The sequence below is a fragment of the Micromonospora sp. NPDC018662 genome (assembly GCF_044391475.1).
Classification (GTDB): domain Bacteria; phylum Actinomycetota; class Actinomycetes; order Mycobacteriales; family Micromonosporaceae; genus Micromonospora.
This window is the reverse complement of the sequence record NZ_JBISAC010000005.1, coordinates 18,288-37,824: the sequence shown is the minus strand read 5'-3', so window position 1 is coordinate 37,824 and position 19,537 is coordinate 18,288. Positions and strand designations below refer to the sequence as shown.

The 19,537-nt window shown below is 73.9% G+C and carries 21 protein-coding genes; 14 read left to right on the top strand and 7 right to left on the bottom strand.

The window, feature by feature from the left end:
• The first annotated feature begins 79 nt into the window (after nt 1-79).
• From rplS to ACH495_RS16685, 6 genes are all read left to right on the top strand, one after another.
• Entirely contained in the window at nt 80-439 is a 360-nt protein-coding gene (gene rplS / locus ACH495_RS16710) for a 50S ribosomal protein L19 (RefSeq protein ID WP_091064199.1), read from the top strand.
• Between the two features lie 172 nt (nt 440-611).
• Entirely contained in the window at nt 612-1,493 is an 882-nt protein-coding gene (gene lepB / locus ACH495_RS16705) for a signal peptidase I (RefSeq protein ID WP_396858620.1), read from the top strand.
• The gene (gene lepB, locus ACH495_RS16700; RefSeq protein ID WP_396858619.1) at nt 1,490-2,122 is read left to right on the top strand and encodes a signal peptidase I; all 633 of its coding nucleotides are present in this window, start codon (nt 1,490-1,492) and stop codon (nt 2,120-2,122) included. The genes lepB (ACH495_RS16705) and lepB (ACH495_RS16700) overlap by 4 nt, the downstream gene beginning before the upstream one ends.
• 46 nt (nt 2,123-2,168) lie before the next feature.
• Entirely contained in the window at nt 2,169-2,636 is a 468-nt protein-coding gene (locus ACH495_RS16695) for an NUDIX hydrolase (protein WP_396858618.1), read from the top strand.
• A complete protein-coding gene (locus tag ACH495_RS16690; RefSeq protein WP_396858617.1) occupies nt 2,630-3,466 on the top strand; it encodes a ribonuclease HII in 837 nt (278 codons plus the stop codon). The genes ACH495_RS16695 and ACH495_RS16690 overlap by 7 nt, the downstream gene beginning before the upstream one ends.
• A complete protein-coding gene (locus tag ACH495_RS16685) occupies nt 3,463-3,786 on the top strand; it encodes a DUF2469 domain-containing protein (RefSeq protein ID WP_007075222.1) in 324 nt (107 codons plus the stop codon). The genes ACH495_RS16690 and ACH495_RS16685 overlap by 4 nt, the downstream gene beginning before the upstream one ends.
• Nucleotides 3,787-3,824: 38 nt before the next feature.
• Here ACH495_RS16685 and ACH495_RS16680 read toward each other — a convergent pair whose 3' ends face one another.
• Both ACH495_RS16680 and ACH495_RS16675 read right to left on the bottom strand, forming a co-directional pair.
• Nucleotides 3,825-4,931, bottom strand: a complete 1,107-nt coding sequence (locus tag ACH495_RS16680) for a sulfite oxidase (protein ID WP_396858616.1) — start codon at nt 4,929-4,931, stop codon at nt 3,825-3,827.
• Nucleotides 4,928-5,578: an SAM-dependent methyltransferase gene (locus ACH495_RS16675; protein WP_396858615.1), complete on the bottom strand. Its 651-nt coding sequence runs from the start codon at nt 5,576-5,578 to the stop codon at nt 4,928-4,930. Before ACH495_RS16675 ends, ACH495_RS16680 begins: the two co-directional genes overlap by 4 nt.
• Nucleotides 5,579-5,711: 133 nt before the next feature.
• Here ACH495_RS16675 and ACH495_RS16670 point away from each other — a divergent pair, with 133 nt between their 5' ends.
• Complete coding sequence (locus ACH495_RS16670) at nt 5,712-6,350, top strand: M23 family metallopeptidase (protein ID WP_396858614.1); 639 nt, start codon at nt 5,712-5,714, stop codon at nt 6,348-6,350.
• On the opposite strand, the gene ACH495_RS16665 is transcribed toward ACH495_RS16670, so the two are convergent.
• The 5 genes from ACH495_RS16665 to ACH495_RS16645 form a co-directional block, all read right to left on the bottom strand.
• Nucleotides 6,284-7,465, bottom strand: coding sequence for an aminotransferase class V-fold PLP-dependent enzyme (locus tag ACH495_RS16665; RefSeq protein ID WP_396858613.1), 1,182 nt, complete (start codon nt 7,463-7,465; stop codon nt 6,284-6,286). The genes ACH495_RS16670 and ACH495_RS16665 overlap by 67 nt on opposite strands.
• A gap of 43 nt (nt 7,466-7,508) precedes the next feature.
• Entirely contained in the window at nt 7,509-8,459 is a 951-nt protein-coding gene (locus ACH495_RS16660; RefSeq protein ID WP_396858994.1) for a tyrosine recombinase XerC, read from the bottom strand.
• 127 nt (nt 8,460-8,586) lie between these two features.
• Nucleotides 8,587-9,798, bottom strand: coding sequence for a DNA-processing protein DprA (locus tag ACH495_RS16655; RefSeq protein WP_396858612.1), 1,212 nt, complete (start codon nt 9,796-9,798; stop codon nt 8,587-8,589).
• Nucleotides 9,795-11,315 carry a YifB family Mg chelatase-like AAA ATPase gene (locus tag ACH495_RS16650; RefSeq protein WP_396858611.1) on the bottom strand — a complete coding sequence of 507 codons (1,521 nt, stop codon included), beginning with the start codon at nt 11,313-11,315 and terminating at the stop codon, nt 9,795-9,797. Before ACH495_RS16650 ends, ACH495_RS16655 begins: the two co-directional genes overlap by 4 nt.
• A gap of 1 nt (nt 11,316) precedes the next feature.
• Entirely contained in the window at nt 11,317-11,676 is a 360-nt protein-coding gene (locus ACH495_RS16645; protein ID WP_396858610.1) for a YraN family protein, read from the bottom strand.
• Between the two features lie 225 nt (nt 11,677-11,901).
• Here ACH495_RS16645 and ACH495_RS16640 point away from each other — a divergent pair, with 225 nt between their 5' ends.
• The 7 genes from ACH495_RS16640 to rlmN all read left to right on the top strand — a co-directional run bounded on the left by ACH495_RS16640 (nt 11,902) and on the right by rlmN (nt 19,535).
• Nucleotides 11,902-13,059, top strand: coding sequence for a hypothetical protein (locus tag ACH495_RS16640; RefSeq protein WP_396858609.1), 1,158 nt, complete (start codon nt 11,902-11,904; stop codon nt 13,057-13,059).
• 256 nt (nt 13,060-13,315) lie between these two features.
• Nucleotides 13,316-14,218: a 30S ribosomal protein S2 gene (rpsB, locus tag ACH495_RS16635; protein ID WP_396858608.1), complete on the top strand. Its 903-nt coding sequence runs from the start codon at nt 13,316-13,318 to the stop codon at nt 14,216-14,218.
• Between the two features lie 141 nt (nt 14,219-14,359).
• The gene (tsf, locus tag ACH495_RS16630; protein WP_396858607.1) at nt 14,360-15,187 is read left to right on the top strand and encodes a translation elongation factor Ts; all 828 of its coding nucleotides are present in this window, start codon (nt 14,360-14,362) and stop codon (nt 15,185-15,187) included.
• Nucleotides 15,188-15,343: 156 nt separating this feature from the next.
• A complete protein-coding gene (gene pyrH, locus ACH495_RS16625) occupies nt 15,344-16,111 on the top strand; it encodes a UMP kinase (protein ID WP_036345766.1) in 768 nt (255 codons plus the stop codon).
• Between the two features lie 82 nt (nt 16,112-16,193).
• Entirely contained in the window at nt 16,194-16,751 is a 558-nt protein-coding gene (frr, locus tag ACH495_RS16620; RefSeq protein WP_396858606.1) for a ribosome recycling factor, read from the top strand.
• A 259-nt stretch (nt 16,752-17,010) separates the two neighbouring features.
• Complete coding sequence (locus ACH495_RS16615; RefSeq protein ID WP_396858605.1) at nt 17,011-18,285, top strand: phosphatidate cytidylyltransferase; 1,275 nt, start codon at nt 17,011-17,013, stop codon at nt 18,283-18,285.
• A 104-nt stretch (nt 18,286-18,389) separates the two neighbouring features.
• Nucleotides 18,390-19,535, top strand: coding sequence for a 23S rRNA (adenine(2503)-C(2))-methyltransferase RlmN (gene rlmN, locus ACH495_RS16610; protein ID WP_396858604.1), 1,146 nt, complete (start codon nt 18,390-18,392; stop codon nt 19,533-19,535).
• Nucleotides 19,536-19,537 lie beyond the last annotated feature (2 nt).

Below are 19,537 nucleotides of genomic sequence, written 5' to 3'. Positions count from 1 at the left end.
CCGGCCATCACCCGGGGGTCAGAATCACCCGTTCGCGCATCGACTGACGATGCGCCGTGAGCCTCACGAGGACGCAGCGATGAACATCCTGGACGCCCTTGACGCCCAGTCGAAGCGCGCCGACCTGCCCGACTTCCGTGCCGGTGACACCGTCAAGGTGCACGCGCGGGTCGTCGAGGGCAGCCGGTCCCGGGTCCAGATCTTCCAGGGCGTGGTCATCCGTCGCCAGGGTGACGGCCTGCGCGAGACCTTCTCGGTCCGCAAGATCAGCTTCGGTGTCGGCGTGGAGCGGACCTACCCGCTGAACAGCCCGGGCATCGACCGGATCGAGATCGTGACCCGCGGTGACGTGCGGCGCGCCAAGCTCTACTACCTGCGCGAGCTGCGCGGCAAGAAGGCCAAGATCAAGGAGCTGCGGGAGAAGCAGCCGGCGAACTGAACCACTGTTCGCCACGCCGCCCGAGCTGCGCGGATGTCGTATCGACCAGATCGCATTACCCTGGTCGATACGGGCGCAGCCGGACGGCGCGAAGCGGTCCACTGCCGCCCGTGGGGTCTTCGAGGAGACTCCCGGGCGGTAGTGTCGTTTCCGCGGCGAACCGGAGAGTGGCATGGTGCAGATGCTTGACGAGGACGGCACCGCCGATCCCTGGCGCCGGCGGGCCCGGCGTTCCCGGCGGCAGATGCCGCTCTGGCAGGAGTTGCCGCTGCTGCTCGTGGTGGCGTTCTGCCTCGCGGTGCTGATCCGCACGTTCCTGCTCCAGGCCTTCTTCATCCCGTCCGGGTCGATGGAGAACACGCTGCTCATCGGCGACCGGGTGCTGGTCAACAAGGTCGTCTACGACATGCGCGACCCGATCCGCGGCGAGGTCGTGGTGTTCCGCGGCACCGACCGCTGGGTCGCCCAGGAGGCGCCCGCCCCGCCGACCAACCTCGCCGGCAAGGTCGGCCGCACGCTCGGCGACCTCGTCGGGGTCAGCCGCCCCGGCGAGAAGGACTTCATCAAGCGCGTCATCGGGGTGCCCGGCGACAAGGTCTGGTGCTGCGACAAGGGCCGGGTCGTGGTCAACGGCACGCCGCTGGAGGAGCAGGCCTACGTCACCGAGGACTCCCCGGTCGACCTCCCGCCCAACCCGAAGGAGTGCCGCTCCCGGCAGTTCACCGAGGTGGTGGTGCCGCCGGGGCAGATCTTCGTGATGGGCGACCACCGGCTGGTGTCACAGGACGCCCGCTGCCAGGGGCCGGTGCCGATCGACAACGTGGTCGGCCGGGCTTTCATGATCGTCTGGCCGTCGCAACGGTGGACCAGCCTGCCCGTACCGAAGACCTTCGCGGACCTGCCGCGCGCGGACGCCGCGCCGGCCCGACCGGTCCCGGTCGATCCCGACCCGGTGGGGGGAGTCGTCCTGATCCTCCCGGTCGCAGCCACGCTGGTCGTTCTCCCGGGTTCGGGGCGACTGCGCCGCACCGGTGGACGTAGGCTCCTCCCGTGATTGACGAGCAGACCGAAAAGCCGCGCAGCTCCTTCTGGAAGGAACTGCCCATCCTCCTGGGTGTGGCGATCCTGGTCGCAGTGCTGGTTCGTGCCTTCGTGCTGCAGACCTTCTTCATCCCGTCCCCGTCCATGGAGAACACTCTCAAGATCGACGATCGGGTGCTGGTCAACAAGCTGGTCTACGACTTCCGCTCGCCGCACCGGGGCGAGGTGATCGTCTTCAAGGCGCCCACCGAGTGGAGCGGCAACCCCAACGGCGAGGACTTCATCAAGCGGGTGATCGGCGTCGGCGGCGACCACGTGGTCTGCTGCGACCGCACCGGCGGCCAGGAACGCCTGGTCATCAACGGCAAGCCGATCGACGAGCCGTTCGTCTACCCCGGCAACAAGCCCGCCGACCAGGACTTCGACGTCACCGTGCCGAAGGGTCGGCTGTGGGTGATGGGCGACCACCGGGAGGCCTCCGGCGACTCGCTGGAGCACTGGCAGCAGTCCGGTGAGGACATCACCGAGGCCACCATCGGAGAGGGCGAGGTCGTCGGCCGGGCCTTCACCATCTTCTGGCCGGTCGACCGGGCCACCTGGCTCACCGTGCCCAAGCAGTTCGACGGCATCCCCAACCCCTGACCGACGTGCGTGGTCGTTCGTCGGACGCGTCTGGCAGGCTGGTGCGGTGACCGTCTACACCCCTCGTCGCGCGGCCCGGGTGCTGCTGGTCGACGCGGCCGACCGGGTGCTGCTGTTCGAGGGCAGCGATCCGGCCCGGCCGGGGCACCGCTACTGGTTCACCCCCGGCGGCGGGCTCGATCCGGGCGAGACCCCGGCCCAGGGCGCGGCGCGGGAGCTGGCCGAGGAGACCGGCCTCCGGCTGACCCCGGCCGAGCTGGGCGCGCCGGTCTGGTCCGAGACCGTCGAGTTCCCGTTCGACGGCGTCTGGTACCGCCAGGAGCAGGAGTTCTTCCTCGTCCGGGTGCCCCGGTGGGAGGTCGACACCGCCGGCTTCGACGAGATCGAGCGGGCCAGCGTGCACGGGCACCGCTGGTGGGCGGTGACCGAGCTGGCCGCCACCACCGAGCGCTACTACCCGCCGGACCTGCCCGACCGGCTCGGCCGGGTGCTGACCGGGAGCGTCGGGTGCTGACCCCACCGCGCACTGTGGTGCGTCGCGACGGTGGCCTCTACGCGTTGGAGCGGGCGCTGCAACGGCGGGGCTTCCGGCACGTGGCGGGCGCCGACGAGGCCGGCCGGGGCGCCTGCGCCGGGCCGCTGGTCGCCGCCGCCGCGGTGCTGCCCGAGGGCCGGCGCGGCGAGATCGACGAGCTGGCCGACTCGAAGCTGCTCACCCCGGCGGCCCGCGAACGGGTCTACCACGAGGTGGTGGCACGGGCCCTGGCGTACGCCGTGGTGATCATCCCGGCCGAGGAGGTCGACGCGCGGGGGCTGCACGTGTGCAACCTGGCCGCGATGCGCCGGGCGCTCGCCTCGCTCGACACCCGCCCGGACTACGTGCTGACCGACGGCTTCGGGGTGGACGGGCTCGACGTGCCGGGGCTGGCGGTCTGGAAGGGGGACCGGGTGGCCGCCTGCGTCGCGGCGGCGAGCGTGCTCGCCAAGGTCACCCGGGACCGGCTCATGGTGGAGCTGGACGGGCGCTTCCCCGGCTACGGCTTCGCCGAGCACAAGGGCTACATCACCGCCGAGCACAGCGCGGCGCTGCGGGAGCGGGGGCCCTGCCGGGAACACCGCTTCTCGTACGTGAACGTGGCGGCCGTCTCCGGGCGCGACGGGCGGCCGCCCCGCGCCCGCCGTCCGGCCGGCGGGGAGGCGGAGGCGGCGCTCTTCGGGCGTCCGGACGAGCCGATGGAGCACTCCGGCGCGCCACGGGGTACCGTCGGCGTGGCGTTGGGCGAGCAGCCTCGACCTCCGGCGTCGGTGGGGGAAGATGTGGTCATGGAAGGCGGAGTGCGATGAGCGCGGAAGATCTCGAGAAGTACGAGACCGAGATGGAGCTGCAGCTCTACCGGGAGTACCGCGACATTGTCCGCCAGTTCTCCTACGTGGTGGAGACCGAGCGCCGGTTCTACCTGGCGAACCAGGTGGACCTGCACGTCCGCAACTCCGACGGCGAGGTCTACTTCGAGGTCGAGATGCACGACGCGTGGGTGTGGGACATGTACCGTCCTGCCCGTTTCGTCAAGAACGTCCGAGTAATGACGTTCAAGGACGTCAATGTGGAAGAGCTCGAAAAGCCCGACATCTCGCTTCCCGCAGATTCCGGCTTCGGCGGCTGACCCCCCGGGGGCCGCAACCGCCCGCCGGCCGAGCGTGATCACTCCGCCGGCACCACCACCTCGACGCGCTGCACCAGGTTGTTCGCGAACCCACCCCGGTTCCACGGCTGCTCGACCGGCTGGGTCCGCCCGGACGCGTCAGTCGCCCGTGCCCCCAGCACGTACCGCCCCGGCGTCGCCGTCCACGCCACCGACCACCGGCGCCACGCCCACCCGCCCCCGGTGGGCTCGTCCAGGGCCGCCGGCGTCCAGGTGCCCCCGCCGTCGAACGTCACCTCGACCGACGTCACCGGCGCGTGCCCCGACCAGGCGCGACCGTCCACCGTGCACGCGCCGGGGCGCAGCACCCGGGTGCGGGTCATGAAATCCGGGAACCCGGGCGGACGCACCAGCGCGCGCGGCTCGATCCGGGTCACCGGCACGCCCGGATCGTCGGCGTCGGTCCGCAGCCGGTAGGCCACCGCGTTCTGGTAACCGTCGAACGGCTCGGTCGACACGCGGATGTCGCGCAGCCACTTGACGTGCGCCATGCCGTACCACCCGGGCACGATCAGCCGCAGCGGGGCGCCGTGCTGCGGCAGCAGCGGAGCGCCGTTCATCTCGTACGCCAGCAGCACCTCCTCGCGCAGCGCGTCGGCCACCGGCAGTGACCGCTGGTAGTCCTGCTCGACGCCGCGCTCCACCCCGTGGTCGGCGCCGGTGAACACCACGTCCACCGCGTCGGCGGGCAGGCCGGCCTCGCGCAGCAGCGGAGCCAGCGGGGTGCCCGTCCACTCGGCGTTGCCCACCGCCTCCACCAGCCAGGGCTGGCTGACCGGACGCGGACGCAGCAGCGCCCGGCCGTTGCCGGCACACTCCAGCGTGACCTGCCGGGTGACCGAGGGCCGCTCCCGCAGCGCCGCCACGTCCCACCGGAGCGGACGCTCGACCGCCCCGGACACGGTCAACGCGTGCGCACTCTCGTCCACGTCCGGGATGTCGTAGTGGATGAGCAGGTAGTGCAGGCCGGCCGGCGTCACGTCGTACCGCAACGCCTCCAGCGGGATGCCGTGGTTGCGCGCGGCGAGCTGAAGCTCCTCGGTGCTGATCGCCTCGTCCGGGCCGGCGACCCGCGACGGGCGGCTGACGTCGTCCACGGTGGTCATCGCTGCTCCAACGTGTCGTAGCCGACGAACTCGAACATCCGCACACCCCGGGCCAGCGGTCGGGGCGGCCCGGTGAAGCGGTGCGCGCCGACGCCCACCCCGTCGGCCGGGCTGCTCACCGCCACCGGCACGAAGCCCTCCTCGGCGAACCAGTCGCAGATGGCGGGCACCAGGTCCGGCTCCCGCCGGTGCCGGGTCCACAACACGGTGCCGCCGGTGGCGCAGAGCGAGGCACAGTGCCGCACCGTCGACCGGATGTCGTCGTCGCCGACGTTGCCGAAGATGCCGCAGGCCAGCACCAGATCCGCCGGGACCAGGTCGGTGTAGCGGTCGGTCAGGGACGCGTCGCCGGTGACCACCTCCACGCCGTTCAGCCCCGCGTCGGCGGCGGCCCGGCGGGCCGGCTCGGTGTTGCGCGGATCCAGCTCGACCAGGCGGGCGGTCACGTCCCGGCCACGGGGATGGGTGGCGAGCACCGGGATCAGGTCGCGCCCCTGACCGGCGCAGAGGCTGATCGCGCGCAGCGGGCCGGGCGGCGCCGCGTCCAGCGCCTCGGCGATCCGGTGGCGCACCTCGACGAGTCGCCGGGACAGCGCGGAATCGGGCTGGTCGTAGTCGCGGTGCCAGGCGTACCAGTCCTTCGTCACGCGGCCAGCATAGGCGGCCCGGCCATAGCAGATCCGCCCCCGGTTTCGGGCGTCGTCCACAAGCCGGTGCCCGTCCACAGCGTCGCCCGCGGGCGGTGGCGGGAGGCCGGGGGGCGGGGGCAGAGTGCGCGGCATGGCTACCCCGATCGGTCGCGCCGGCCCGGCCGTGCTGCTGGTGCTGCTCCTCACGCCGGTCCGGCCCGCCGAGCCGGCCCCCCGCCCGGCGCCGGCCGGTCCGGCGCCGGCTGCGGCACCGGGGACTCATCCGGCGGCGCGCTTCCGGTGGCCGCTACCCGGCCCACCCCGCGTGGCGCGACGGTTCGACCCGCCACCGGAACCCTGGTTGTCCGGGCACCGGGGCGTGGACCTCGTGGCCGCACCACACGCCGAGGTACGCGCCGCCGGGGCCGGCACGGTCCTCTTCGCCGGCTCGGTGGCCGGGCGGCCGGTGATCACCGTCGGGCACGGCGACGGGCTGCGCACCACCTACGAACCGGTCCGCTCCCGGCTCGCGGCCGGCACCCCTGTCGACGCCGGTGACCCGCTCGGCGACCTGCTCGCCGGGCACCCCGGCTGCGCCGTCGCGGCCTGCCTGCACTGGGGCCTGCGCCGCGGCACCGACTACCTGGACCCGCTCGCCCTGCTCGGGCTGGGCCGGGTCCGGTTGCTCCCGCTCGACCCGGCGACGGCCGGCCGGGCGGACGCTCAGCCCTGGGCGAGCAGCGTGGGCAGCCGCACGGCCAGCCGGTCGTACTCCTCGGGCGTGTTGTAGACCTGGCCGCACAACCGCAGGTAGCCCCGACCGTTCCAGCCGGCCACCGACACCTCGGCGGCCAGCCGGTCCGCGATCCGGGCCCGCAGCGCCCGGGCTGCCTCCAGGGTCGTCGCGACACCGGGCGGCAGCGGCACGAGCCGCATGGCGACCGCCGGTCCGCCGGGCGCCGGCAGCCGCTCCGGCGCCACCCCGAGCGCATCCCCGACCACCCGTTGTCCGTACGCGGCCAGCGCCGCGTTGTGCGCGCGCACCCGGTCCACACCGAGGCTGCGCAGCGTGAACAGGCCGACCGGGGCGGCCAGCCAGCCGGTGTAGTCGAGAGTGGCCTGCCACTCGACCCGGGTGGGGAACCCACTGCCCTGCTCCCACGAGACGACGAGTGGCTGGATGCGCTCCCGCCACGGCTCCGCCACCACCAGCGCGGCGGTGCCGCGCGGCGCGTACGCCCACTTGTGCAGGTTGCCGACCCAGAAGTCGGCGCCGACCGAGGCCACCGAGGCCGGCAGCATGCCCGGCGCATGCGCGGCGTCCACCAGCACCGGCACACCCCGCTCACGCGCCACCGCGACGAGCGCCGCCGCCGGGAACAGCCGGGCGGTGGGCGAGGTGAGCTGGTCGACGATCAGCAACCGGGTCCGCCCGGGGCGCAGCCCGGCCCGGACGATCTCGACGATCTCCTCGTCGGTGGCCGTCAACGGCACCGGCAGGGTTCGGGACACCGCCCCGGTGCGCTCGCACTCCCGGGCCACCGACAGCGCGACCGCCCCGTACCCGTGGTCGGTGGTCAGCACCTCGTCGCCCGGGCCCAGCCCGAGCGACTGCAACACCACGGCCGCGCCGGCGGTGGCGTTGCCGACCAGGGCGGTGCCGTCCGGATCGGCGCCGAGGAAGGTGGCCAGGTGCCGCCGGGCATGGGTGATCCGGTCGACCAGGCCCTGGCTGAAGAACCGCAGCGGGTTGGCCTCCATCTCGTCGCGCAGCCGCTGCTGGGCGCGCTGCACGGCGATCGGCACGGCACCGAACGAACCGTGGTTGAGGTGGCTGACGGACGGGTCGAGGGAGAAGAGCAGCCGAGCCCCGGGAATCGGCTCGGGCGGCTGCGGCACCGTCATCCGTCGATGGTAGCCCGCCGTGGATCATCTCCGGCCGCTTCCGTCAGGCCCGCGGGTGCGCCTGCCGGTAGGCCGCCCGCAGCCGCTCGACCGAGACATGCGTGTAGATCTGGGTGCTGGCCAGCGACGAGTGCCCGAGCAGTTCCTGGACGGCGCGCAGATCCGCGCCCCCTTCCAGCAGGTGGGTCGCGGCCGAGTGGCGCAGCCCGTGCGGCGTCACCCGCGGCACGCCGGCCGCGGCGGTCCAGCCGGCCACGATCCGCCGGGCGGTGGTCGGGTTCAGTCGCCCGCCCCGGGCCCCGAGCAGCAGCGCGCCACCCGAGCCCGGCGTCACCAGGGCCGACCGGCCGGCGTCGAGCCACGCGTCCAGCGCCCGCTGCGCCGGGACCCCGTACGGCACCGCCCGCTCGCGACCGCCCTTGCCCAGCACGCGTACCACCCGGCGGGCCTGGTCGACGTCCGTGACGTCCAGCCCGCACGCCTCGCTGATCCGCACCCCGGTGCCGTAGAGCAGTTCGAGCAGCAGCCGGTCCCGCAGCAGCACCGCCTCCGGCGGACCGGCCCCGGCACCGGCTTCGGCTTCGGTCTCGGCGGGCAGTCCTGTGTCCCGGTCGGCGGCCTGTGCCGGGGCGTCCATCAGGGCGGCGGCCTGGTCGGCGCGCAGGACGGTGGGCAGCGCCCGCTGGGCCCGGGGGCTGGCCAGCGGCGCGGCGACGTCGGCGGTGAGCAGGCCGGCCCGGTGCGCCCAGGCGCTGAAGGTCCTGGCGGCGGCGGCCCGGCGGGCCAGCGTCGTCCGGGCGGTCCCCATGGTCCGCTGCCGGGCCAGCCAACTGCGCAGCACCGCGAGGTCCATCCCGGGCAGGTCGACGCAGCCCATCCGCACGGCGTGATCCAGCAACGAGACCACGTCCGTGACGTACGCCCGGACGGTGTGCGCGGAGCGGTTGCGCACCCGGGACAGGTGGTCGGCGAAGTCGTCCACCGCCGCCCGCATCGACGCCGGCAGCTCCTCGTGCGCGGCCCGCGTCCCGCGCTTCCGCTCAGCCACCGGAGACCTCCGCCCGCCGTCGACGCGCGTGCCCACGCCGGCGGCGACCGCGTTCGTCGATCACCGGTCCAGCCTACGACCCCGGTGTGTCGTCGGCGGGCGGTGTGGCCCGCCGCGCGGGTGGCGACGCGAGCGCGTAGCCGTCGTCCCGGCGCACCACCATGGCCAGCTCCTCCAGCATGGACAGTTTGCGCATCGCGGTGCGGAGGTCCACCCCGGCCCGTGCCGCGACGCTCTCCACGTCGATCGCCCGGCGGCGGGGCAGCGCCTCCAGCACCTGGGTCGCGTCGTCGTCGAGCCGGTCCCGTGGGCGCTCGGCGGCACGGGCGAGTGGGGCCAGGTCGTCGCCGATCCGGCCCACCTCCTCCAGCACGTGTGCGACGCCGGTGACCAGCCGGGAGTATGGCTCCTCGCGGAGCGCCTGGTGCCCGCCCACCGACATGGCCGAGGTGACCGGCCCCGGCACCACCATCGCGGGCCGCCGGAGGCCGAGCGCCCGGTTGAGGGTCTGGGTGGCGCCACTGCGGGCGGCCGCCTCGACCAGCACCGTGCCGTTGGTCGCCGCGGCGATGACCCGGTTGCGGATGAGGAACCGTGGGCGTAACGGCTCGGCGCCCGGCATCCACTCGCTCACCAGCAGCCCGGTCTCCGCGATCCGGTCGAACAGCGCGGCGTTGCCCATCGGGTACGGGCGGTCCAACCCGCAGGCCAGCACCGCTATGGTGCGCCCGCCCGCGGTCAACGCCCCCCGGTGCGCCGCGGAGTCGATGCCGAACGCCCCGCCGGACACGACCGTCCACTCCCGGTCGGCGAGCCCGTAGCCCAGCTCCGTGGCGACGTGCAAGCCGTAGGGGGTGGCCGCCCGCGCGCCGACCACGGCCACCGAGCGTTCCAGCGCCTCGCCGAGGGGCCAGCCGCCACGGACCCAGAAACAGAGCGGGGGATCGGTCTCCACGTCGACCCGTCGGGTGGCGTCCGGAAGCACCAGCTTGCGGAGATCGGCCACCCGCGACGGCCACTCGTCGTCCTCCGGGGTGACCAGCCGCGCGCCGAGCCGCTCGGCGCGCGTCAGCGCCTCCGCCGCGACCGCCCGGGCATCGGCGGCCGCCGTCCGGGCCCGCACGGCGGCCCGGAGCGTACGGTCCGGCGCGTCACCGGCCAGGAGCAGGTCGAGCGCGGCGACCGGGCCGTGCCGGCGGACCAGGTCGTGGACCGACCGGGTGCCCGGCTCGGCGAGCCAGGTCAGCGCGACCCGGGCCAGTCTGCGGTCGTCAGCGGCGGTCATCTGCCCTCTCCCGTCCTGAGGTGGATCGCCTCCCCGATGTCGTGACCGTCCGGCCGGTCCCGCCCGTCGAGGTCGGCGATGGTCCACGACAGCCGCAGGACCCGGTCGTAGCCGCGCGCCGACAGCGACCCGGTGTCGAGGCGGCGACGCAACTCCCGGGTGACCCCGGCCGGCAGGTGCCACGGTGGCCGGCGCAGGTGCGGGCCGGGTACGTCGGCGTTCACCCGGTGCCCGGTGGGCGTCCAGCGGTCGGCCGCGGCGCGGCGCGCCTTGATGACCCGGGCGGCCACGGTCGCCGACGACTCCTGCGGCGTGCCGGTCTGCAACAGTTCCGCCGCGCGTACCGGCATCAGTTGCACCTGCACGTCGACCCGGTCGAGCAGCGGCCCCGACAGCCGGCCGAGGTAGCGTCGCCGGGCCTGCGGGGCGCACTCGCAGTCGACGTCGCCGGACGGCTTCGCGCAGGGGCAGGGGTTGGCGGCCAGCACCAGTTGGGAACGGGCCGGGTATTCGGTGGCGCCTCGGGTGCGGGCGACCCGGACCCGCCCGCTCTCCAGCGGCTGACGCAGCGCCTCCAGCGCGGCCTTGCTGAACTCCGGTGCCTCGTCGAGGAAGAGCACACCCCGGTGGGCCAGCGACACCGCGCCGGGCCGGGCCAGCCCGGAGCCGCCACCGACCAGCGCGGGCACCGTGGCGGTGTGGTGCGGCGCCTGGAAGGGTGGACGACGCAGCAGCCCGCCCCCGGGCGGCAGCAGGCCGGCGATCGAGTGCAGCGCCGTCACCTCCAGGGCGGCGTCGTCGTCCAGCTCCGGCAGGATCGACGGCAGCCGCTCGGCGAGCATGGTCTTGCCGGCTCCGGGCGGGCCGAGCAGGGCGAGGTGGTGGCCCCCGGCGGCGGCGATCTCGAGCGCCCGACGACCGAGGGGCTGCCCGGCGACGTCGCTGAGGTCGGGGCCGGCGGGCGGGCCGGCCGGGGCCTGCGCCGGCGGGGCGAGCAGCGGCGTGCCGTCGCGGACGTGCGCGACGAGCCGGTGCAGCGTGTCGACGCCGTGCACCAGTACGCCGGGGATGACGGCGGCCTCCGCGGCGTTGCCGGCGGGCACCACGACGCGCGGGCATCCGGCCCGGGCGGCGGCGGCCACCATGGGCAGGGTGCCCCGGACCGGGCGGACGGTGCCGTCGAGACCGAGCTCGCCGAGGATGACGGTGGCCTCGAGGGCGACCGGCGGTAGTTCGCCGGAGCCGGCGAGCACGGCCACGGCGATGGCGAGGTCGAACGCGGAGCCGTACTTGGGCAGGGTGGCCGGGAGCAGGTTGAGCGTGATCCGGCGGTTGGGCCACTTCTGACCGGAGTTGACGATGGCGGCGCGGACCCGGTCCCGGGCCTCGTGCAGCGCGGTGTCCGGCAGGCCGGAGATGATCACCGCGGGCAGGCCGGGCGCGAGGTCGGCCTCGACCTCGACCAGCTGCCCGGACACGCCGGCCAGCCCGACGCTGAGGACCTTGGCGTAGCCCATGTCAGAACGCGCCTCGGAGGTGCTCCACGCGGGCGCGGCCGGTGGCCGGCAGCCGGACCGAGAGCACGTCGAACCGGACCTCGTCGGCGGTGGTGCCGGTTTCGGCGAGCCAGCGGACGGCCAGGCCGCGCAGCCGACGCGCCTTGGCCCGGACCACGGCCTCGGCGGGGGAGCCGTACCGCTCGGTGCGCCGGGTCTTCACCTCGCAGAAGGCGAGGACCGGACCCTCCCAGGCGATGATGTCGATCTCCCCGTCGGGGCAGCGCCAGTTGCGGGCGATCGGGCGCAGCCCGGTCTCGATCAGGTGCCGCAGCGCGCACCGTTCGCCGTAGGCGCCGACGGCCTGGTTCCGGTTCGTCATGCCGGTCAGGATGCGACCGGCGGGCACGGCCGCGCAGGTCTGCCGCCACCGGCCTGTGGACGAGGGTGGGCTTGTGGACGGGCTCACGATCTCGCCCCCGATCTGCTACGGAAACGGTCCACGACGCCACTCCTGGTGATCGCGCGGCGACCCGGGCGCTGCGGTGGTGAGCTGCGATGACGCTCCGGCCGGCCCGAATGGCGTGGCTGGTGCCGGTCGCATACCGTGCCCGTCGTGGACGGACGACGGAGCTATCCCGAGGATCAGCAGGAACCGCGGTGGGGCGACCGCGGGTACGAGTCGGACTGGCGTGCCGCGGGCGAGCCGCGCTACCGCGACGACGACTACCGCGCCCCGGAGCAGCGGGCGGGCGAGGGCCGGTACGCGGACCCGGGCCGGTATTCCGCCGCCGATCCGCTGGTCGACGACACGAGTGGTTGGCGGTCGCAGCGACCGGACGACCCGGAGGTCTCCGGCGAGCTGCCGGGGCGCGCCGGGCGGCGGGCGGCCCGCGAGTCGGCGGCCGGGCACGGGGACGACCGGCTCGGCGCGGTGTCCCGCAGCGGCGTCGACGCGCTCGGCACCGCGTCGCGCGGGGCACCGGATCCGCTCGGGTCGCGCGGGGCCGAGGCTCTCGCCGGGGGCGCCGACCCGACCCGTTCCACCTCGTTCGGGGGTTTCGGGACGGACTCGTCCGCCGTGAGCGCCGATCCGGCCCGTGCCGCCTCGTTCGGGGGTTTCGGGGCGGACCCTGCCGCCGGGGGCGCCGATCCGGCCCGTGCCGCCTCGTTCGGAAGTTTCGGTGCGGACGCCCCGGCCGGGAGCGCCGACCCGGCCCGACCCGGCCCGCTCGGCGGCTATCCGATCGTGGACACCGGCCGGTCGGGCGAGCCCGCCACGGCCGGCGGCACGCAGATCTCGGTCGGTGGCCGGCCGAGCCCGGGCGCGGCCACGTCGCTGACGATCGGTGAGCGTCCGGCCGGCCCGGCGGAGCCGGCGGCGCCGGTGAACCCGCTGGAGATGCCGACCGGCCCGATGCCGGCGGTCGTGCCCCGGCCGGACGGGCCGCCGCCCGGTGACGGCGTCTACCGGACCCGGCGGCCGGCGTTGGCGGTGCTGCTGGCGGCGCTGGTGCTGGTGCTGGAGGTGCCGGCGTTCCGGGTGCTGCTGCACGGTCTGGTGGGTGATCCGGTCTCCACCTCGCACGTCGTGGTGGGCACGTTCCTGGTGGTCGGGCTGCCGATCTTCGGCGCCGGGCTGTACGGGCTGCGCACCGGTGGGTTGGCGCTCGCCGACGGCAGCCGTGGCTGGCTCCGCCCGCCGACCGCGTACCTGACCGTCGGCCTGGTGCTCTTCGTCGCCGCCGCGCTCGCCGCGCGCTGAGCGTCGGCAGCGACCCGGGAGACGATCAAGGACGACCGAGCACCCCGGGGCCGGGGTGCGGAGAAGGCGCGTACACTGGTCAACTGGCGACCGCCTCGCGCGGTCGACCTCGCGTGCCCTCTCCACGGTCCTCCTGTGGAGCGACGGCCTCCCTGGTCCCGGTCCTTGATCCGGGCCCACCCTGGCCGGCGACCGGGCGCCAGGCGTCCGGCCGCCGGCCGGACGGACAACCAGGGACGAAGTAGGAGTACCCACCATGGCCGTCGTGACCATGCGTCAGCTGCTGGAGAGCGGTGTGCACTTCGGGCACCAGACCCGGCGCTGGAACCCGAAGATGAAGCGCTTCATCTTCACCGAGCGCAACGGTATCTACATCATCGACCTGCGCCAGACGCTCGACTACATCGAGAAGGCGTACGCGTTCATCCGCACCACCGTCGCGGGCGGCGGCAGCATCCTGTTCGTCGGCACCAAGAAGCAGGCCCAGGAGGCCATCGCCGAGCAGGCGACCCGGGTCGGCCAGCCGTACGTCAACCACCGCTGGCTCGGTGGCATGCTGACCAACTTCCAGACCGTGTACAAGCGGCTCCAGCGGATGAAGGAGCTCGAGGCCCTGGGTGACCTGAGCGGCACCGCCGCCGGTTACACCAAGAAGGAGACCCTCCAGCTCTCCCGCGAGAAGATCAAGCTCACCAAGACCCTCGGTGGCCTGCGGGACATGCAGAAGCTCCCGGCCGCGGTCTGGATCGTCGACACCAAGAAGGAGCACATCGCCGTCGACGAGGCCCGCAAGCTGGGCATCCCGGTGATCGCCGTGCTGGACACCAACTGCGACCCGGACGAGGTCGACTTCCCGATCCCGGGCAACGACGACGCCATCCGCTCGGCCGAGCTGCTGACCAAGGTCGTCGCCGCTGCCGTCGCCGACGGCCTGATCGCCCGTTCCGGCCGTGGCCGGGGCGGCGACGAGAAGCCCGAGGCGGGCCAGGTCGGCGCCGACGAGCCGCTGGCCGAGTGGGAGCGCGAGCTGCTCGAGGAGCCGAAGAAGGCCGACGAGCAGCCGGCGCCCGCTGCCGCCGAGCAGCCGGCCGCCGCTGCCGCCGAGCAGCAGCCGACCCCGGCCGCTGCCGAGCAGCCGGCGACCGCCGCCGCGGAGTGATCGCACCGTCGTGTCCCCGCCGTCCGGTTCTCCGCCGGCCGGCGGGGCGCGGCGGACACACCGGGCGACACCGGCCCGGTTCCGGGTAACCGGCAGCCAGACCATCCCACCGCAGTAGTCACAGACACCGAAGAGAGAGTCATGTCCAACTTCACCGCCGCGGACGTCAAGAAGCTCCGGGACCTCACCGGCGCCGGCATGATGGACTCCAAGAAGGCGCTGACCGAGGCCGAGGGCGACTTCGACAAGGCCGTCGAGATCCTGCGCGTCAAGGGCGCCAAGGACGTCGGCAAGCGGGCCGGTCGCACCGCCGCCAACGGTCTCATCGCCCACTCCGGCCAGGCGCTGCTCGAACTCAACTGCGAGACCGACTTCGTCGCCAAGAACGACGCCTTCATCGCGCTGGCCCAGCAGCTGGTCGAGCACGGCGTGACCAGTGGCGCCACCAACGCCGAGGAGCTGCTCGCCAGCACCATCGACGGCAAGAGCGTGGCCGACCTGATCCAGGAGCAGTCCGCCAAGATCGGCGAGAAGCTGGTGCTGAACCGCTTCGCCAAGCTCGACGGCACCACCGCGGTCTACCTGCACCGCAAGAGCCAGGACCTGCCCCCGGCGGTCGGCGTGCTGGTGCAGTACTCCGGCAAGACCGACGAGGCCGGCGACGCGGACGCCCGTGGCGTCGCGATGCAGATCGCCGCGATGCGGCCGAAGTACCTCACCCGTGACGAGGTGCCCGCCGAGACGGTCGAGTCCGAGCGGCGCATCGCCGAGCAGACCGCCCGCGAGGAGAACAAGCCCGAGGCGGCGCTGCCGAAGATCGTCGAGGGCCGGGTGAACGCCTTCTTCAAGGACTTCGTCCTGCTGGAGCAGGCGGCGGTCGCCGACAACAAGAAGACCGTCAAGCAGGTGCTGGCCGAGGCCGGCATCGAGGTGACCCGCTTCGTGCGGTTCGAGGTCGGCCAGGCCTGAGCCGTCGCACCGGGCCGGTGGTCCGGGCGCAGCGAGAACGTGGACGAGGAGGCCGCCGGTGTACGCGAGAGGCACCGCGGCCTCCTCGTCACATAGGGTCGGCAAGGGCAGGTACGCGACGCTCGCGCGGTGCGCGGGGAAGAAGGGGCGGGGCGGATGACGCAGGTTGTGAGTGACCGGAGCCTGGCGGCGGATGACCCGACCGCCCCTCCGCCCGGTCGGTCCCGTCGGGTGGTGCTGAAGCTCTCCGGTGAGGTCTTCGGCGGCGGCGCGATCGGCGTGGACCCGGACGTGGTGCAGGGCATCGCCCGCCAGATCGCCACCGTGGTCCGCCGCGGGGTGCAGGTCTCCGTGGTGGTCGGCGGCGGCAACTTCTTCCGCGGCGCCGAGCTGCAGAAGCGCGGCATGGACCGCGCCCGCGCCGACTACATGGGCATGCTCGGCACGGTGATGAACTGCCTGGCGCTCCAGGACTTCCTGGAGAAGGAGGGCATCGAGACCCGGGTGCAGAGCGCCATCACCATGGCCCAGGTCGCCGAGCCGTACATTCCGCTGCGGGCGATCCGGCACCTGGAGAAGGGCCGGGTGGTCATCTTCGGCGCCGGCGCCGGGATGCCCTACTTCTCCACCGACACGGTGGCCGCCCAGCGCGCGTTGGAGATCCGCGCGGACGTGGTGCTGATGAGCAAGAACGGCGTGGACGCGGTCTACACCGCCGATCCCCGGATCGACCCGACGGCGAGCAAGCTCGACTCGATCACCTTCTCCGAGGTGCTGCGCCGCAACCTGCGGGTGGCCGACGCCGCCGCGTTCAGCCTCTGCATGGAGAACGGCCTGCCGATGCTGGTCTTCGGCGCCCAGGGCGACGACACGATCGTCCGGGCCGTCGGCGGTGAGAAGATCGGCACGCTGATCACCGCCTGACCGGCCCGCCGGACCGGCAGCGGTCCTCTGCCACAGCCCCAGCACAGCCCACGACGAGCGACAGAAGGAGGCGAGGAGACCGGTGATCGACGACACCCTCCTCGAGGCGGAGGAGAAGATGGAGCGTGCCATCGAGCACGCCAGGGAGGAATTCGGCGGGATCCGCACCGGTCGCGCCAACGCCGCCATGTTCTCCCGGATCCTCATCGACTACTACGGCAGCCCGACCCCGCTGCCGCAGATGGCGTCCATCGCGGTGCCCGAGCCGCGCATGGTGATCATCAAGCCGTACGACACCTCGCAGACCAACGCGATGGAGAAGGCGATCCGCGACTCGGACCTCGGGGTCAACCCGAACAACGAGGGCAACCAGCTGCGCATCGTGCTCCCGCAGATGACCGAGGAGCGGCGCCGCGAGATGATCAAGGTGGCCCGGCAGAAGGGCGAGGAGGCGAAGGTCGCCGTCCGCAACATCCGCCGCAAGGGCAAGGAAGAGCTGGACCGCCTGGTCAAGGACGGCGAGGTCGGCGAGGACGAGGGCCGGCGCGCGGAGAAGGACCTGGACGACCTGACCCAGCGTTTCGTCGCCACGGTGGATGAAATGATCAAGCACAAGGAGAGCGAGCTGCTCGAGGTCTGAGCGGCCCGCGTACTCCGTGACGGCACCGCGCCGCCGTCGCCCGGGACCCGGGCGACGGCCCGGTGCCGTCGTCGTGCCCGGCGGCGTCCACCCTCGACGTCGGCCGGTTGCAGTAGGCTCGGCACGATTCGGCGACCACCACCGGATGAACGGCGGGGATCGTCAGGTCGTCGGTCGGTCAACAGGAAGTCTCACGCCGGTAGGGGATGGTCTTGGTCTTGCGTCATGTGGTGGCTTTCGTACCGTCTGCCGGTGCGTGATGTCCCACCCCGACCCCTACGGCAGCACCGAGCCGCGCGGCTGGGACCGCTCGGCTCCCGCCCTGCCCTGGCCGGAGACCGACCTGGAGCCCGGTCCGTGGCGGCGTCCCGCCCCCGGCCCGGACGCCTACCCCGACGCGGAGGCGTACGCCGGGGCGGTCACCGACGCGTACCCGGTGGATCAGCGGCACCACGACGCGCCGTGGCCGGCCGACGGATCGCCGGCCGCGCCGCGCGGCCGGCGGGACGAGCCGGGGCCCGGCGACCGCGGCCCGTGGTCCGACGACCGGTCCGACGACGACTACCCCACCGCGCAGATCGCCCCGGTCCGCGACGAGCCCGCGGTCCGCGACGACCTCGCGGTACGCGAGCCCGCGCCCGAACCGCCGGCCGGTCGCCGGTCGAAGGGGCGTCGGCGGGCGAGTGCGGAGCGTCCGCCGACCACCGCGCCGCCGGCCTCCCGGGCGGGCCGCAACCTGCCGGCGGCGATCGGCGTCGGGGCGGCCCTCGGCGCGCTGATCGTGGTGCCGCTCTTCTTCTTCCTGCCGGCGTTCCTGGCCGTGCTCGCCGCCGCGGTGGCGATCGGCAGCTGGGAGATGGCGCGGGCGGTCCGCCGCAGCGGCGCCCACCCGCCGCTGGTGCCGCTGGTCGCCGGCGGCGTGATCATGGTCGGGCTGGCCTGGTTCGCCGGCCCGGACGCGCTCTGCCTCGGGCTGTTGGTCACCGTGCTGGGCACGATGATCTGGCGGCTCGGCGACGGCCCCGGCAACTACCAGCGTGACCTGACCGCGGCCACGCTGATCGCGGTCTACGTGCCCTTCCTCGCCGGCTTCGCGGCCCTGCTCGCGGCCGCGCCCGACGACGGCCACCTGCGGGTGCTGGTCACGCTGGTGGCGGTGGTGCTCTCCGACACCGGTGGCTACGCCGCCGGGGTGGCCTTCGGCAAGCGCCCGATGGCGCCGAAGATCAGCCCGAAGAAGTCGTGGGAGGGCTTCGCCGGCTCGGTCACCGCCGCCGCGGCGGGCAGCGCGCTGCTGCTGTGGCTGCTGTTCGACGTGGCTCCGTGGTGGGGCGCGCTGTTCGGCATGGCGATCTCCTGCGCGGCGGTGCTCGGCGATCTCGGCGAGTCGATGATCAAGCGGGACCTGGGCGTCAAGGACATGAGCAACCTGCTGCCCGGCCACGGCGGCCTGATGGACCGGCTCGACTCGATCCTGTTCGCGGTGCCGACGGCGTACCTGCTGCTGGCGGTGTTCGTGCCGGTGGTGGGCTGAGGGATGGATCACGTCGGCGCCACGCCCCTGACCGGCCGGTCGGGGGCGATTCGGCACCCACGGACAGGTGCGTCCGGCTCGGCGCGTGTCAGACTGGACGCGCCATGACGAGCCTCCCGCTGATCTCCGTAGACCCCGACGCCCGCGGCCGCCGGCCCGCGATGCCTCCCCGTCACCTCGCCGACCTCGACCTGCCCGGCCGGCAGGCGCTCGTCACCGAGCTGGGCGAACCGGCGTTCCGCGCCAAACAGGTGTCGAACCACTACTTCGGCCGGCTGGTCCGGGACCCGGGGCAGATGACCGACCTGCCGGCGGCGACCCGGGAGCGGCTGGCCGGCACGCTGCTGCCCACGCTGCTCACCCCGGTCCGCGAGCTGGCCTGCGACGACGGCGCCACCCGCAAGGCGCTCTGGCGGCTGCACGACGGTTCGCTGGTGGAGAGCGTGCTGATGGGCTACCCGGACCGGGTCACCGTCTGCATCTCCAGCCAGGCCGGCTGCGGCATGGCCTGCCCGTTCTGCGCCACCGGCCAGGCCGGGCTGACCCGCAACCTCTCCACCGCGGAGATCGTCGACCAGGCCGTCTACCTGGCCGGCGTGGCCGCCTCCGGTGCGGTGGCGGGCTCGCCGCCGCGGCTGTCGCACGTGGTGTTCATGGGCATGGGCGAGCCGCTGGCCAACTACGCGCGGGTGGTGGCGGCGATCCGCCGGCTGGTCGCGCCGGCCCCGGAGGGGCTCGGGCTGTCCCAGCGGCACATCACCGTCTCCACGGTCGGGCTGGTCCCGGCCATTCGCCGACTGGCCAGCGAAGACCTTTCCGTGACCCTTGCGTTGTCGCTGCACGCCCCCGATGATGAGCTGCGCGACGAACTCGTCCCGGTCAACCAGCGCTGGAAGGTGTCCGAGGTGCTGGACGCGGCGTGGGGCTACGCGGCCACGACGGGGCGTCGCGTGTCGATCGAATACGCGATGATCAAGGACGTGAACGACCAGCCGTGGCGAGCCGACCTGCTCGGGCGACTGCTGGCGGGCAAGCTGGCACACGTGAACCTGATCCCGCTCAACCCGACTCCGGGCAGCCGCTGGGATGCCAGCCCGAAGCCGGTCGAGCGGGAGTTCGTCCGGCGGTTGCGCGACGCCGGCGTGTCCACCACGGTGCGGGACACCCGGGGGCGCGAGATCGACGGGGCGTGTGGGCAGCTCGCCGCCGCCGAGGACACCGACAGCGACCCCCGCGCGGCAACGGCGTAGCG

Bases quoted from the DNA above. Each gene is read 5' to 3' on its own strand.
- rplS (WP_091064199.1), top strand. From the start codon at position 80: ATGAACATCCTGGACGCCCTTGACGCCCAGTCGAAGCGCGCCGACCTG.
- lepB (WP_396858620.1), top strand. From the start codon at position 612: ATGGTGCAGATGCTTGACGAGGACGGCACCGCCGATCCCTGGCGCCGG.
- ACH495_RS16685 (WP_007075222.1), top strand. From the start codon at position 3,463: ATGAGCGCGGAAGATCTCGAGAAGTACGAGACCGAGATGGAGCTGCAG.
- ACH495_RS16680 (WP_396858616.1), bottom strand. From the start codon at position 4,931: ATGACCACCGTGGACGACGTCAGCCGCCCGTCGCGGGTCGCCGGCCCG.
- ACH495_RS16670 (WP_396858614.1), top strand. From the start codon at position 5,712: ATGGCTACCCCGATCGGTCGCGCCGGCCCGGCCGTGCTGCTGGTGCTG.
- ACH495_RS16665 (WP_396858613.1), bottom strand. From the start codon at position 7,465: ATGACGGTGCCGCAGCCGCCCGAGCCGATTCCCGGGGCTCGGCTGCTC.
- ACH495_RS16660 (WP_396858994.1), bottom strand. From the start codon at position 8,459: ATGCGGGCGGCGGTGGACGACTTCGCCGACCACCTGTCCCGGGTGCGC.
- ACH495_RS16655 (WP_396858612.1), bottom strand. From the start codon at position 9,798: ATGACCGCCGCTGACGACCGCAGACTGGCCCGGGTCGCGCTGACCTGG.
- ACH495_RS16650 (WP_396858611.1), bottom strand. From the start codon at position 11,315: ATGGGCTACGCCAAGGTCCTCAGCGTCGGGCTGGCCGGCGTGTCCGGG.
- ACH495_RS16645 (WP_396858610.1), bottom strand. From the start codon at position 11,676: ATGACGAACCGGAACCAGGCCGTCGGCGCCTACGGCGAACGGTGCGCG.
- rpsB (WP_396858608.1), top strand. From the start codon at position 13,316: ATGGCCGTCGTGACCATGCGTCAGCTGCTGGAGAGCGGTGTGCACTTC.
- tsf (WP_396858607.1), top strand. From the start codon at position 14,360: ATGTCCAACTTCACCGCCGCGGACGTCAAGAAGCTCCGGGACCTCACC.
- pyrH (WP_036345766.1), top strand. From the start codon at position 15,344: ATGACGCAGGTTGTGAGTGACCGGAGCCTGGCGGCGGATGACCCGACC.
- ACH495_RS16615 (WP_396858605.1), top strand. From the start codon at position 17,011: ATGTCCCACCCCGACCCCTACGGCAGCACCGAGCCGCGCGGCTGGGAC.
- rlmN (WP_396858604.1), top strand. From the start codon at position 18,390: ATGACGAGCCTCCCGCTGATCTCCGTAGACCCCGACGCCCGCGGCCGC.